General features: G+C 69.3%; 11 protein-coding genes. 3 read left to right on the top strand and 8 right to left on the bottom strand.

Annotated elements, in window-relative coordinates; genetic code table 11:
* Nucleotides 1-42: 42 nt before the first annotated feature.
* The 6 genes from AC3EO7_RS14280 to AC3EO7_RS14255 all read right to left on the bottom strand — a co-directional run bounded on the left by AC3EO7_RS14280 (nucleotide 43) and on the right by AC3EO7_RS14255 (nucleotide 7,185).
* Nucleotides 43-972, bottom strand: a complete 930-nt coding sequence (locus AC3EO7_RS14280) for a TauD/TfdA dioxygenase family protein (RefSeq protein WP_435591419.1) — start codon at nucleotides 970-972, stop codon at nucleotides 43-45.
* A 127-nt stretch (nucleotides 973-1,099) separates the two neighbouring features.
* Nucleotides 1,100-2,446, bottom strand: coding sequence for an LLM class flavin-dependent oxidoreductase (locus AC3EO7_RS14275; RefSeq protein ID WP_435591418.1), 1,347 nt, complete (start codon nucleotides 2,444-2,446; stop codon nucleotides 1,100-1,102).
* Between the two features lie 33 nt (nucleotides 2,447-2,479).
* Nucleotides 2,480-3,361, bottom strand: a complete 882-nt coding sequence (locus AC3EO7_RS14270) for an ABC transporter permease (RefSeq protein WP_435591417.1) — start codon at nucleotides 3,359-3,361, stop codon at nucleotides 2,480-2,482.
* Complete coding sequence (locus tag AC3EO7_RS14265; protein WP_431969974.1) at nucleotides 3,354-4,199, bottom strand: ABC transporter ATP-binding protein; 846 nt, start codon at nucleotides 4,197-4,199, stop codon at nucleotides 3,354-3,356. The genes AC3EO7_RS14270 and AC3EO7_RS14265 overlap by 8 nt, the downstream gene beginning before the upstream one ends.
* Entirely contained in the window at nucleotides 4,196-5,278 is a 1,083-nt protein-coding gene (locus AC3EO7_RS14260; protein WP_431969973.1) for an ABC transporter substrate-binding protein, read from the bottom strand. Before AC3EO7_RS14260 ends, AC3EO7_RS14265 begins: the two co-directional genes overlap by 4 nt.
* Before the next feature lie 326 nt (nucleotides 5,279-5,604).
* Nucleotides 5,605-7,185 (bottom strand): putative glycoside hydrolase, encoded by a 1,581-nt coding sequence (locus AC3EO7_RS14255; RefSeq protein WP_435591416.1) that lies wholly within the window; start codon nucleotides 7,183-7,185, stop codon nucleotides 5,605-5,607.
* Nucleotides 7,186-7,300: 115 nt separating this feature from the next.
* Between AC3EO7_RS14255 and AC3EO7_RS14250 the strand changes: the two genes are divergently transcribed.
* Complete coding sequence (locus AC3EO7_RS14250) at nucleotides 7,301-8,311, top strand: polysaccharide deacetylase family protein (protein WP_435591415.1); 1,011 nt, start codon at nucleotides 7,301-7,303, stop codon at nucleotides 8,309-8,311.
* A gap of 22 nt (nucleotides 8,312-8,333) precedes the next feature.
* Here AC3EO7_RS14250 and AC3EO7_RS14245 read toward each other — a convergent pair whose 3' ends face one another.
* Nucleotides 8,334-9,200, bottom strand: a complete 867-nt coding sequence (locus AC3EO7_RS14245; RefSeq protein WP_435591414.1) for an aminoglycoside 6-adenylyltransferase — start codon at nucleotides 9,198-9,200, stop codon at nucleotides 8,334-8,336.
* 459 nt (nucleotides 9,201-9,659) lie between these two features.
* Here AC3EO7_RS14245 and AC3EO7_RS14240 point away from each other — a divergent pair, with 459 nt between their 5' ends.
* The gene (locus tag AC3EO7_RS14240; protein ID WP_431969969.1) at nucleotides 9,660-10,379 is read left to right on the top strand and encodes a hypothetical protein; all 720 of its coding nucleotides are present in this window, start codon (nucleotides 9,660-9,662) and stop codon (nucleotides 10,377-10,379) included.
* 42 nt (nucleotides 10,380-10,421) lie between these two features.
* Here AC3EO7_RS14240 and AC3EO7_RS14235 read toward each other — a convergent pair whose 3' ends face one another.
* Nucleotides 10,422-10,583, bottom strand: a complete 162-nt coding sequence (locus AC3EO7_RS14235; protein ID WP_431969968.1) for a hypothetical protein — start codon at nucleotides 10,581-10,583, stop codon at nucleotides 10,422-10,424.
* A 311-nt stretch (nucleotides 10,584-10,894) separates the two neighbouring features.
* Between AC3EO7_RS14235 and AC3EO7_RS14230 the strand changes: the two genes are divergently transcribed.
* The gene (locus AC3EO7_RS14230) at nucleotides 10,895-12,121 is read left to right on the top strand and encodes a lipase family protein (RefSeq protein ID WP_431969967.1); all 1,227 of its coding nucleotides are present in this window, start codon (nucleotides 10,895-10,897) and stop codon (nucleotides 12,119-12,121) included.
* Nucleotides 12,122-12,175 lie beyond the last annotated feature (54 nt).

The raw sequence follows: 12,175 nt of genomic DNA, 5'->3' as shown, positions 1-12,175 counted from the left end.
CCGCGCACCGGAGGTCCGTGCGCGGGGCCTCGCGGCTCGGGATCAGGCCCCGACGAACTTGTCGCCCGCGATCGAGGTCGAAGGCGCGCCGTCGACACCGACCGGGATGTCGCCTTCGAGCGTGGTGCGGTACAGCACCCGCGTGACGTCGAGGTGCGCGAGGTCGCCCGGGGCGAGGTGGGCGGTGGCCCGGTTGTCCCAGAACGCCAGACTGCCCTTCTCCCAACGGAATCGGACGGTGTAGGCGGGATCGGACAGCTCGTCGAACAGCAGCTTCAGCAGCGCGTCGCTCTGGCGCGGGCTGAGTCCGACGATCCGGGTGGTGAAGCCGGGATTGACGAACAGGATGCGTTCGCCGGTCACCGGATGCACCCGCACCACCGGATGTTCGGTCACCAGCGGCGCCTTGGCCACCTTCTTCGCGTAGTCGCTGTCCTCCTGCCAGGCGGGCTGCTTGCCGCCGAACCGGTGCTCGGCGCGCAGGCCGTCGACGAAGGTACGGAGCGACTCGGGTAGGCCCGCGTAGGCGGCGGCCAGATTGGTCCAGCTGGTGTCACCGCCGCGCTCGGGTGCGATCTCCGCACGCAGCAGCGAGGCGGCGGGCGGGTTGATCAGCGGCGAGACATCGGTGTGCCAGTGGTTGGTGTAACTGAATTTGCGCACGCCGAACCGCTTTTCGTACAGGCGGCTGTCCACGGCGAGGATCTCCGGGAACTCGGTGGGCGCGTCGTCGTCGTAGGGGTGCGAGGGCGTCACGGAGCCGAAGCGCCGGGAGAACGCGATCTGTTCGGCGTGGCCGATGTGCTGGTCTCGGAAGAACAGCACCTTGTGCGCGTGCAGCGCGGCGGTGAGGTCGGCGACCTGCTGGTCGGTGAGATCGGCGCGCAGATCGACGCCGGTGACCTCGGCGCCGATGTGCCCGGCGACAGGGGCGATGTGGACGGTGGTCGGGGCTTCGCTGACGGTGGTCATGATCGTGTCTTTCGGGAGGTGATCGGCGATGGGCGGCGGTCAGGGCGACAGTTGCTGCTGCCCATGCGCATGTAGTCGACCTCGAGTCGTCGGATCAGCGGCATGGCATCGGTGATTCGCTGCGAGCTCAGGCGGTCGCCCGCGCGGTTTCCCGCGCGAATTGGCTTTCCACCGGCTCCAGCCCGTAGTGCCCGCGCAGCGTGGTCGCCGTGTACTCCGTGCGGAACAGCCCGCGTTCCTGGAGGATCGGCACCACCCGGTCGACGAAGTCGGTGAGTCCGCCGGGCAGGTACGGGGGCATGATGTTGAACCCGTCGTCGGCGCCGTTCTCGAACCAGGTCTGCAGCTCGTCGGCGATCTGCTCCGGGGTCCCGGCGAACGTGCGGTGCCCGCGCCCACCGCCGAGCTTGCCGATGAGCTGGCGCACCGTGAGGTCCTCCTGCTCGGCGAGTTCCTTGACGAGCGTGAATCGGCTCTGGCCGCCCTCGATCTCGCTCTCCTCGGGCAGCGGGGGCAGCGGCGCGTCCAGCGCGTGCGTGGTCAGGTCGACGCCGAGCAGGCTGGACAGCTGGCGCAGCGCGTAGTCGGGGGAGATGAGATCGGTGAATTCCTGCTCGAGTGCGCGCGCCCGCTCGGGGGTGTCGGCGATGAACGGCACCAGACCGGGCAGCACCTTCAACTCGTCGGCGGAGCGCCCGTACTTGGGCAGCCGCGACTTCAGGTCGCGATAGAACCGCTGTCCCTCCTCGAGCGTGCGCTGCGCGGTGAACACCGCCTCGGCGTACCGGGCGGCGAACTCCTTGCCGCTCTCCGACGAACCGGCCTGCACCAGCAGCGGACGCCCTTGCGGGCTGCGCGGCGAGTTGAGCGGGCCGCGGACGCGGAACCGCTCGCCCGCGTAATCGATGGTGTGCACCCGGTCCGGGTCGGCGAACAACCCGGTTTCCTCGTCGAGCACGATCGCGCCCGATTCCCAGCTGTCCCACAGCTGAACGGCGACGTCGACGAACTCCTGGGCGCGTTCGTAGCGGCGCGCGTGCTCGGGGATGCCGTCGTACCCGAAGTTGAGGGCCTCCTGCTCGTTACCCGAGGTGACGATGTTCCAGCCGGCCCGGCCGCCGCTCAGGTGATCCAGCGAGGCGAAGACGCGGGCCAGGTTGAACGGCTCGTTGTAGGTCGTCGACGCGGTCGCGATGAGCCCGATCCGCTCGGTCGCCGTGGCGATCGCCGACAGCAGGGTCACCGGCTCGAAGACGGCCAGCGTGTTGCGCTTGATCTGCGGACCGACCGCGAGTCCGTCGGCGAAGAAGACGGAATCGAGCTTGCCGCGCTCGGCGATGCGCCCGAGCTCCTGGAAGTGCGCGACGTCGAGCACCCGGCGCGCGTCGGTGCGCGGGTGCCGCCACGCGGCTTCGTGATGGCCGACGCCCATCAGGAAGGCATTGAGGTGAAAGGTCTTACGAGGTTCGGACATGGTGGGGTTCTGCGTTCTTTCGGAAGAGCACGATCAGGAGTGGTTGCGCCAGCGGGAGAAGCGGCGCTCGAGTGCGACGAGGATCCAGTTGAAGGTCAGGCCGAGCAGCGAGATGGCGAGGATGCCCGCGTACATGTTCGGGATCTGGAAGTTCTGCTGCGCGGCGGTGATGAGATAGCCGAGTCCCGCGCGCGCGCCGACCATTTCGGCGGCGATGAGCACCAGGATCGAGGACGCCGCGGCCATCCGGACACCGGTGAAGATCGACGGCACCGCGGCGGGCAGCACCACCTTCTGGAACAGCCGCAGCGGTCCGAAGCCGAGCGAGACCGCCGACTTGATCAGCAGCGGGTCGACGGTGCGCACGCCGGTGATGGTGTTCAGCAGGATCGGGAAGAAGCTCGCGTAGAACACCAGCGCGACCTTCGACGTCTCGCCGATGCCGAGGATCAGCACGAAGACCGGAAGCAGGGCCAGCGCAGCGGTATTGCGGAACAGTTCGAGGATCGGATTCAGGAACTCGGCTACCGGCCGGTACCAGGCGATGCCGATGCCGACCGGGATGGCGACCAGCAGCGCCAAGGTGAAACCGCTGAGCGAGCGGGTCAGGCTGGTGGAGACGTGCTCCCACATCTCGCCGCTGGCCACCAGATCGGCGAACGCCTGCACCACGACCGAGAAGGGCGGCAGGAACACCTCGTCGACGAGCCCGACCCGCGGCGCGCTCTCCCACAGCGCGAGGAACAGCGCGATGACGATCGTCGGTTTCAGCAGGCGCCAGCCGAGCCGCACGGCGGCGGCGAGCAACCGGGACGCTTGTGCGGGACGCACGCGCGCCGGTCGGGCAGGCGTGGATATCTTCGGTTCGGCCCTGTGGCCTGCGGTCTTCTCCAAGACCGGCACTGCGCTAGACATGGGCGTGCCTCCTCTCGTTGCCCGCGGAGCCGATCTCCGCGCGTTCGATTCCCTGCGCGCGACTCACTTCGGTCTGCAACAGCTCCCAGATCGCGTGCCGGTATTCGCGGAAACGCTCGCCGGAACGGATGTCGGCTCCGGATTCGCGGTCGATGTCGATCTCGAGGATCGACTTGACCCGCCCCGGCCGCGAGGTCAGCACCGCGACCCGCTGTCCGAGGTAGACCGCCTCGTCGATGCCGTGGGTGATGAACAAGATCGTCTTCCCGGTCGCCTTCCAGATGCGTAACAGCTCGTCCTGCAACGATTCCCGGGTCTGCGCGTCCAACGCGGCGAACGGCTCGTCCATCAGCAGCACCTCGGGGTCGAAGGCGAGGCTGCGCGCGATGGCCACGCGCTGTTTCATGCCGCCGGACAGCTCGTGCGGGTAGCGGTCGCCGAACCCGGCCAGTCCGACCAGTTCCAGGTAGTGCTCGGCCAGTTCCCGGCGCTGCGCCCGGCGCAGTCCCTTGGCCTCGAGCCCGAACTCGATGTTCGTCCGCGCGGTGCGCCACGGCAGCAGCGCGTACTGCTGGAACACGATGCCGCGGTCGAGGCCGGGTTTGGTGATCGGCTTGCCGTCCAGCAGCAGCTGTCCCGAAGTGGGCTTGCTCAACCCGCCGAGCAGATCCAGCAGCGTCGACTTGCCCGACCCGCTGGGGCCGACGAGCACGAGGAACTCGCCCTCGCGCAGGTCGAGCGAGATGTCCTCCAGCGCGGTGAACTGTTCCTGCGAGCCGCGGATCGCGAACTGCTTGCTCACCCCGCTGAGGCGGAGTTTGACTGCGGTGCCGGTCATTTCGCTGCCACCACCTCTCCGGTCGGGCCCGTGGTCGGTCCGTAGGTGCCGTTCGCGTACGGGTTGTCCTTGTTGGTGAACAGGTCCTTCGCCGAGAGCTTGCCCTGGGCCAGGTCGCCGTTGCGGACCAGCCAGTCGATCCAGATCTGCAGTTCCTTCTCCGCGATCACCGCGCCGGGCACCGGAATGCCGGGGCTGCGCCAGTACTTCAGCAGTGCGGTGTTCTCGTTGCGCCCGCGCTTGGTGATGATGGATTCGAAGCGGGCGAGCACCTGGTCGCGCGGCGTCACCTGGAGCCAGCGGGTGGCGCGGGCCGTGCCCTGCACGAAGTCGCGCACCGCCGCCGGGTGCTGCTGGATGTAGTCGTTGCGGAAAACGTAGGTGCCGTAGTCGAACTCGCCGAAGATCGCCTTGTCGGCGAAGAGCGGGTGGATGCCGCCGCGCTCGACGGCGGTCTCCCGGAACACGCCGCCGAGTGCGGCCACGTCGATCTGCTTGTTGCGCAGCGCTTCCTCGGTGTTCACCGGTGGCACCACCACGAGCTCGACCTGCTTGATCTCCTGATCGCTCAGCCCCTCGCGATGCAGCCATTCGCGCGTGACGAACTCGTGGTGCGCGCCGAGGGTGTTGATTCCGACCTTCTTGCCGATCAGATCCCGGGCAGAGGTGATGCCGGAATCGTCGCGCACGAAGTAGCCGGTGTAGGAGAGTTCGTCGGCGCCATAGGAACTCAGCACGGAGGTGACCGGCGCGCCGCCTGACACCAGCTTCACGACGGCGCCGTTGAAGGCGCTGCCGAATTCGATCTGCTTGGTGGCCGCGGCCTGGATATTGGCGGGCCCGCTGGTGGTGTCGCCTTCCCAGTGCAGCTCGATTTCCGAGAAGTAGCCGAGATCGGCCGCCAATTCGAAGGCCGAGACCTGGCCGGTGGACCCCTGGTAGCGGAGCACGGTTTTGCCGTCGGCGGTGGTGGCGGGTTCGGACGAGCCGCACCCGGCCAGGACCGCCACGGCGGTGGGGATCGCGAAGACGGCGGCGAGCGCGCGGATCACCCGCGGTCGTCGATTCAGGGACAACATCTTTCGGTTCTTTCTGAATGCGCTCACCACCGGACGAGGGCATGCCGGTACGGCAGGTGAGCGTGGGAAGGGCTACCTGATCGAGGGGCGTGGCGCGGCGAAGCGCCACCGTTCAGCGGCGACAGACTCCGTGCGGGACGCGCATGAGATCCACCGTGCGGCGACGCGTCAGCGGCAGGGAGACGATCATTGCCCGCGACGAATAGGGCTCACCCATGGGGAACCTCCCGTGTGTCGGCGGCAAATCGGACGTGCAAGCACTATCGCGTGGCCGACGCGGCGCGACAATGATTCCGCGCAGGTCGCGCCTAATCCTTGGGGTGCGCTCAGAGGTGGTACCGCACGACGGGACTCCACAGCACGAAGCTGTCGATCCCGGCGGCCGCGGTCGCGTCGATCTGGGCCTGGACCTCGGCGGGACCGTAGGTGACGCCCAGGCTGAAGTCCTGTAGCCACGGCACGACCTTCGCGCCGGTGCCCTCGGTGATCCGGCGGAAATCCTCCAGCGAGCGCAGCACGATGTCGTACGGCTGCCCATTCGGGTTCGCGACCCCGTACTCGCCCGAGTTCCAGTGCGAGGGATAGACCATCGGCGCCACGTAGTCGAGGTGCGCGGCCATCATCGGAATGTCCTGGGCGATCTGATCCGGCCGGGTGGCGGCGATGCCGAACACCGCGGCGCTCTGGAAAGCGCCCGCGTCGTGCACCGGATCCCGGCTCTCGCGCAGGAACTCCGCGATCGAGACGATCGGGTCGACCGTCGCGCCGGGAAACGCCATGCTCGACAGGCTGCCGTCCGGACGCCGGATGTAGTCGTACATGATCTCGTCGAACCCGAGCGCCGCCGCTTCGGCCGCGAGATCGATGTTGTACTTGCGCACCTCCGGGTGCGCGAAATTGGTGAAGGCGATCGCCCCGTACTTGCTGGAATACGGCTGGCCCCCGGGATTCTGCACGACCCAATCCGTCCGTCCCGCGTGCCAGGCCCATTCGGCCAGTGTCGGGTCGCGGAACGCCACGATCCGGCCGATCACCCGCAGGCTCATCTCGTGCAACCGGGTCAGCGCGGCGCGCGCGTCGTATATCGCCGTGGCGGCGCCGGATTCCCTGGCCAGCGGCACCTGGGAGTCGTAGCCGACGACGCCGTCCTCGTCCTTGATGTCGAGCTGGACAGTATCGATGCGTCCGGCGCGGGCCAGGTCGAGCACGCCCTCGCGCAGCCCTTCGTGCGACCACGCGTGCGCGGTGACGTGCACCGCCCTGATCCTCGGCAGCTCGACGATCGCCGTGAGGGGCGTTCGCGTCGTGTTGCCCGCGGCGTCGACCGCGACGAGCTCGGCACCGCTCGGCGCGCGCGGCAGGGTGATCTCGAAGGCGCCGTTCTCGCCGGTCGGCGCCGAGACGTCGCCGACCGAGACGCGCTGCGCGCCGATCGCCTTGCCGCGCAGCGTGACCGGCTCGCGGTAGGAGCGCACGGGCTCGGTCCGGTCCAGCTGTACCGTGGGCGGCGTCGAATCCACCGTGAACGACTCGGTGGCGCCGGGATCGGAGCGCAGGAAGCCGAGCGGGCCGCCCGCGGGGATCTTCGCGGTGAATTCGTGCGCGCCGTCCGGCAATACACCCGGGCGGTAGACCACGTCGTCGCCCTCGACCACGCCCTCGACCGGCGTGCCGTCGAGCTCGAGACGGACCGAGTTCGGGTCGTGGCCCGCCACGTCGACGCGCAGCGCCAGCTCCGGCGCGGCCGCGGCGCCGACGACGCCGGCGGGCAGCCCCGTCACGGTGAACCGTTCGGCGGCAGGCCGGAACGCCGCGACAAGGACCGCGGCGGCGAGCATCGACCCGACGACGGCCACCGCGATCGCAGCGAGCCGCCGAGCGCGGGGATCCGGAACACGTCTGAGCAACGCGCGCACCAACTTTCGACTCGAGTTTCCCTACTATCCACGGCGGCGCGGCCCGATGTCGGGCATTTCGCCCATAAGTCGCTGATTCGGCACATTGCCCGCGTACGGTGAGCCGATGGCGAGCTTTGGCGCGTTGGCGTATCGATGCGCACTGTCGGTGCTGACGTTCGCGCTGCTGCTCGGGTGCGGCGCGGCCGAATCCACCACGCCCGCCGTGGTTTCCAGCCCGGCCCCCGCCGCACCCACGCCCCCGCCGGTGGACCCAGTCGCCGTCGGCGCGAACGAGCTCGGGCTCGTCCCGGTGCTGATGTACCACCAGGTGACTGCGCACCCCGCCGGCGAATACGACCAGACGCCCGAGGAATTCCGCGCGGAACTCGAGCGGCTGTACCGCGAGGGCTACCGCCCGGTCACCGCCGCGGACTACGTCTCCGGCGCCATCGACATCCCGGCGGGCACGCACCCGGTGGTGCTCACCTTCGACGATTCGCCGGTCAGCCAGCTCACCCTGACCGGCGATGGACGCCCCGCGCCGGACAGCGCCGTCGGCATACTCGAGGAATTCGGTGCCGCGCACCCGGATTTCCGCCCGACCGCGACGTTCTACGTGAACAACGAGGCATTCGGCGACGGCCGCCGCGCGCTGGCCTGGCTCGCCGGACACGGCTACGACCTCGGCGCGCACACCGCATCGCACGCCAACCTGTCCCGCTTGGACGCGGCCGGAGTGCAACGCGAATTGGTGCAGAACCTGCGCGCCGTCGCCGCGGCCGCACCGGGTGCCCCGGTACGCACCATGGCCTTGCCGCTGGGCGTCTTTCCCGCCGACCGGCGGCTCGCCGCCGCGGGCGAATGGGACGGCACGCCCTACTCCTTCGCGGCCGTCATGCTGGTCGGCGCCGAACCCGCGCCCTCGCCCTACGGTGCGATCGATCCCGCCGGTGTTCCGCGGATCAGGTCAGGGCGCGGAGAGGTTCCGTTCGATTCGGCGCACTGGCTGGACCGGCTCGCCCGGGACCCGAGCCTGCGCTATACGTCCGACGGTGATCCCGGCCGTGTCTCGTTCCCGCGCGGTCTCGCGCCGGAAATCGCTGCGGCGTGGGCGGATCGGGCGCGCGCCTACTGAATGCCCCACCGGCCAAGGCCGCTCAGCGGTGCGTCCGGTACTCGGCGAGCAGTCGTCGCACGCCGTCGACGGGTTCGCCGTGCCAGGGGAAACCGAGCCGGGCGGCGACTTCGGCGGCGACCTCCGCGAACAGGTCGACCGTGGCATCCAGCGCCCGCCGCGCGTCGTCGGCGTCGAAGCGGCCGAAGGTCTCGTGCACCCGCCGCCACAGGTCGGCGGGCAGCCACTCGTCCATGTGGTGGCCGATGTACCAGGTGTAGCGCGGACGGTCCGGGTCGCTCGCCCCGTACCACTCGAGCATGAGGAGCAGGCACTCCTTCATGGTGTTGTCCCGGAACTTCGCCACCCACAGCTCGCCACGGTTCAGGTAGATCGGCACCTGCGTGGCCTCGAAGAGGAATTCGTCGGTGACCGCGGTGAATTCGGCGAGATCGGGCAGCGCGGGCTTCGGGGTTTCCCCGGTGGGCGCAGGCAGCCGCGCGCCGAGGCCCGCGCGGTCCAGATGGACGCGGAAGCCGCGCTGGTACAACTCGTCGAGTCCGTGCTCGATCATGCCGGTGAGGCGTTCCTCGCCCGCGATCGTGACATCCATCTTGCGACCACCCGCGTAGACGACAACCAGGGGAGCGGGCCACGGGTGGTCCGTCGCCTCGTCCTCGTTCTCGTCCTCGAAGGACACGGCCAGCAGGACGTCGCCGAAGCGGTGCAGCCAGCTCCGGTCGGCGAAGAATTCCGGCCAGTGCGGAGTGATGATCTCCAGATCGAGATCGGAGTATCGGTCGATTCGGTCGCCGCGGCCGCGCGATCCGGTCTGCACGAGTGCGGTGATCCGGTCGTCCTGCCGTGCCCAGGTGACGACGGCGGCGAGGAGTTCCTCGGCATCCTCCATCGGACGACCGTATCAAGAGCGGAATTCCGGCGGGCCAGATGGGATTCGGGCTGAAGCCGGGACCCTGGTCCCAGCTGACCTGCACGGCGATGGTGGGCGCTTTGGGGGCATTGCGACCCACCCTGCAACCTCGGGGCTACCAAGGCTGTTCCAGCGTAAGCCAATAATTTGCTGCACCAGCCCGTTTCGGGTGAAAGACATCGTGTCGTTACCGAATTTACGCAGACAGAAGGTGTTGCAGGTCGTAATTCCGCCGAGGTCACGCTGTGTTGCGCGGTGCGCGCGAAGCGGTCACGGTCGTGCCACGAGCCGACGCGTTCGACGCCACGACGGGCAAGAGATGGATCGATCGGCTATGACAAGGCACACTTCGCCGTGAGTAATCGCGGATTCGAGGTATCCCTCACCAGTCGTATTTCGTCGCTCCGCCCGCGGGCGGACGCAGGAAGGTCGTGGTCGATGATCCGGGAACGGGTGGACAAGATCGTGCTGTCGGCGATCGACAAGAGCGCGAGAGCGCAGACGCCGCTGGTCGAACGGTACGAAGACTGGCTGCGCGGCGCGTATCCAGACGAGACGCCGGAGCAGGTTCTCGAACGCGTGCGGCGGCACTATCTCCTCGCGGTGACCGCGAGCGGCGCCGCGGTGGGCGTCTGCGCTGCCGTGCCGGGGATCGGCGTGGTCACCGGCCTGGCGGCGATGGGTGTGGAGACGGTCTTCTTCGTCGAGGCGTCGCTGCTCTACGCGCTCACCGCCGCCGCGATCCACGGTGTCGAACCCGATGAGATCGCGCGCGAGACCGCGCTGGTGTCCGGCATCGTGTTCGGACCCGGCGGCGTCCAGTTCGTCGGCAAGAACACCGCGAACGCGGCCAAGAACTGGGCCACCGAGCTCGCGAACCGGATTCCCGGTGTGTCGAGCCTGAACGAGGACGTGCTCGAGCGAATCGTCGTGCCGGCCATCGCCAAACGCAGTGTGCTCGCGTTCGGGCGGGTGATCCCGGCGGGCATCGGCGCGATCGTCGGCGCGACCGGCAACCGGGTGCTGGCCGAGACGGTGATCTCCAACGCGCGCAACGCATTCGGTCCCGCTCGGGCGAGCTGGATGGTGCTCGACGACTCGATGACGGACGCGACGTACCCCGAAGAACCGCTCGTCGACGTCTCTGAGCCGAGCTGAGCGACGCTCCGGGCGCGGAGCGGTCGAAATGCGTGGAAAAGGCTACTGCCGCGTGGTGCCGTACCGTGACTCGCGCGGGGTGGCCGGCCGAGCGCTCGATCCGAACATGACGCGCTGCCACCAGGCGTCGAGCCGACTGGGTTCGGGCCAGATGACGACGGCGGGATCGGGTTCGGACTGCTCGGTTGCGGCGTTGTCGACCATGCGTGCCTCCTCGGCAGGTGGGCCGGGCGCATACGTGGTCGGGCCGCGAGCCATCGCGGCGTGCTCCATTGCACAGGACCGACGGGAGAACCCCTTGGACTTCCTGCCCCCGAACGAGATCACGCGGTCAGGACGTCGACCCACTTCTGATTCCAGGTAGCCACAATTTTAGCGGACGTCAGCATTTCGGGAGGGAAACTTTTCGGAGGCACGTCCCGTACGGCGCCTGGTTTGCGAACGCCGAGAGAGGTGGCACTCCTGATTCCGCCGGTCGGTGGCGCATTACCCGCTCGTGGTGGGAGTGTGGGCTGATGGCTACGAAGGCGGCTGCGCCGAGGCGGGCGCTTCGGTCCTCGGTGGCGCTCGTGTCGGCGCTGGTCCTGCTGCTGGCCGGGCTGGTGGCGTGCGGTGCGCAGCGCGGCGGCGTCGCGGGGTCGCCCGGCGAGGTCGTCTCGGTGACGCCGGTGCTCGGCACGACGACCGAGCAGACGGCCGCGTACCTGGACGAATGGGCGATCGAGACCCCGGTCCGCAACGGCGTCGACGCCTACCGGGTCGTCTATCGCACCTCGGCGCCCGACGGCGCCGACACCACCGCGAGCGGCCTCGTGGTCCTGCCGCGCACCGAGGCGCGCAGGCTGCCGGTCGTCAGCTACGCGCACGGCACGATCGTGCGCAAGGACGAAGCGCCCTCCGCCGACGCCGAGACGGACCGGGCACGCACAGCCCTGTTCGCGGCCGCCGGGTACGCAGCGGTCGCCCCGGACTATCTCGGCCTCGGCGAGGGGCCTGGCGTGCACCCGTACGCGCACGCGCCGACCGAGGCCAGCGCGTCGGTGGATCTGCTGCGCGCCGCGCGGACGGTGGCCGAGCGGGAGGGGCGCGAGCTCGACGACACGCTGCTGGTCACCGGGTTCTCCCAGGGCGGCCAGGCCGCGATGGCCCTGGCCGAGCGGGTGGCCGCCGCGCCGGACCTCGGTTTCACGCTGGCGGGAGTCGCCGCCGTGAGCGGTCCGTACGCCGTCCGCGAGGTGCAGGCGCCCGCCGCGCTGGACGGCCGCATGACCTCGCGCGCCGCGGTGCTGTACATCGCCTACTGGCTCACCGCGATGAATCGGATCTACCACCTCTACGACGAACCGGGCGAGGCGTTCCAGCAGCCCTACGCCGAGCGTGTGGAACAGCTCTTCGACGGTCGTCACGACGTTCTCACGGTCTCCACCGCACTGCCCGCCACCCCGCGCGAACTGCTGACCCCGCGCTTCCAGGCCCTCGCGCTCGACCCGACCGGCGCGGCGCTGCGCGCGATGACCGACAGCGACCGTGCCTGCGACTGGACGCCCCGCGCGCCGGTGCGGCTCTACGTTTCCTCGGCCGACCGCGCCGTGCCCGCGGCGAACGCCGAACTGTGCCTCGCGACACTCGGCGGCGACCGGGCGAGCGTGGTCGATCTCGGGCCCGTCGACCACTCGGCGACCGTTCGCCTCGCGCTGCCCCAGATCCTCGCGTGGTTCGGCGAGCTGGCTCCGGCCGTGTGACGCCCCGCGCGGAATTCCAAATCTCCTGCCGGGCAACGCCGCTGGTGAAAGGCG

This window comes from Nocardia sp. bgisy118 (genome assembly GCF_057708605.1).
Note: the sequence above shows the minus strand (reverse complement) of the source record. Positions and strands in the feature narration are given on the sequence as shown.

Excerpts from the sequence above, each read along its gene's own strand:
- AC3EO7_RS14275 (WP_435591418.1), bottom strand. The coding sequence starts at position 2,446 with ATGTCCGAACCTCGTAAGACCTTTCACCTCAATGCCTTCCTGATGGGC.
- AC3EO7_RS14265 (WP_431969974.1), bottom strand. The coding sequence starts at position 4,199 with ATGACCGGCACCGCAGTCAAACTCCGCCTCAGCGGGGTGAGCAAGCAG.
- AC3EO7_RS14280 (WP_435591419.1), bottom strand. The coding sequence starts at position 972 with ATGACCACCGTCAGCGAAGCCCCGACCACCGTCCACATCGCCCCTGTC.
- AC3EO7_RS14260 (WP_431969973.1), bottom strand. The coding sequence starts at position 5,278 with ATGTTGTCCCTGAATCGACGACCGCGGGTGATCCGCGCGCTCGCCGCC.
- AC3EO7_RS14235 (WP_431969968.1), bottom strand. The coding sequence starts at position 10,583 with ATGGTCGACAACGCCGCAACCGAGCAGTCCGAACCCGATCCCGCCGTC.
- AC3EO7_RS14245 (WP_435591414.1), bottom strand. The coding sequence starts at position 9,200 with ATGGAGGATGCCGAGGAACTCCTCGCCGCCGTCGTCACCTGGGCACGG.
- AC3EO7_RS14250 (WP_435591415.1), top strand. The coding sequence starts at position 7,301 with ATGGCGAGCTTTGGCGCGTTGGCGTATCGATGCGCACTGTCGGTGCTG.
- AC3EO7_RS14270 (WP_435591417.1), bottom strand. The coding sequence starts at position 3,361 with ATGTCTAGCGCAGTGCCGGTCTTGGAGAAGACCGCAGGCCACAGGGCC.
- AC3EO7_RS14230 (WP_431969967.1), top strand. The coding sequence starts at position 10,895 with ATGGCTACGAAGGCGGCTGCGCCGAGGCGGGCGCTTCGGTCCTCGGTG.
- AC3EO7_RS14240 (WP_431969969.1), top strand. The coding sequence starts at position 9,660 with ATGATCCGGGAACGGGTGGACAAGATCGTGCTGTCGGCGATCGACAAG.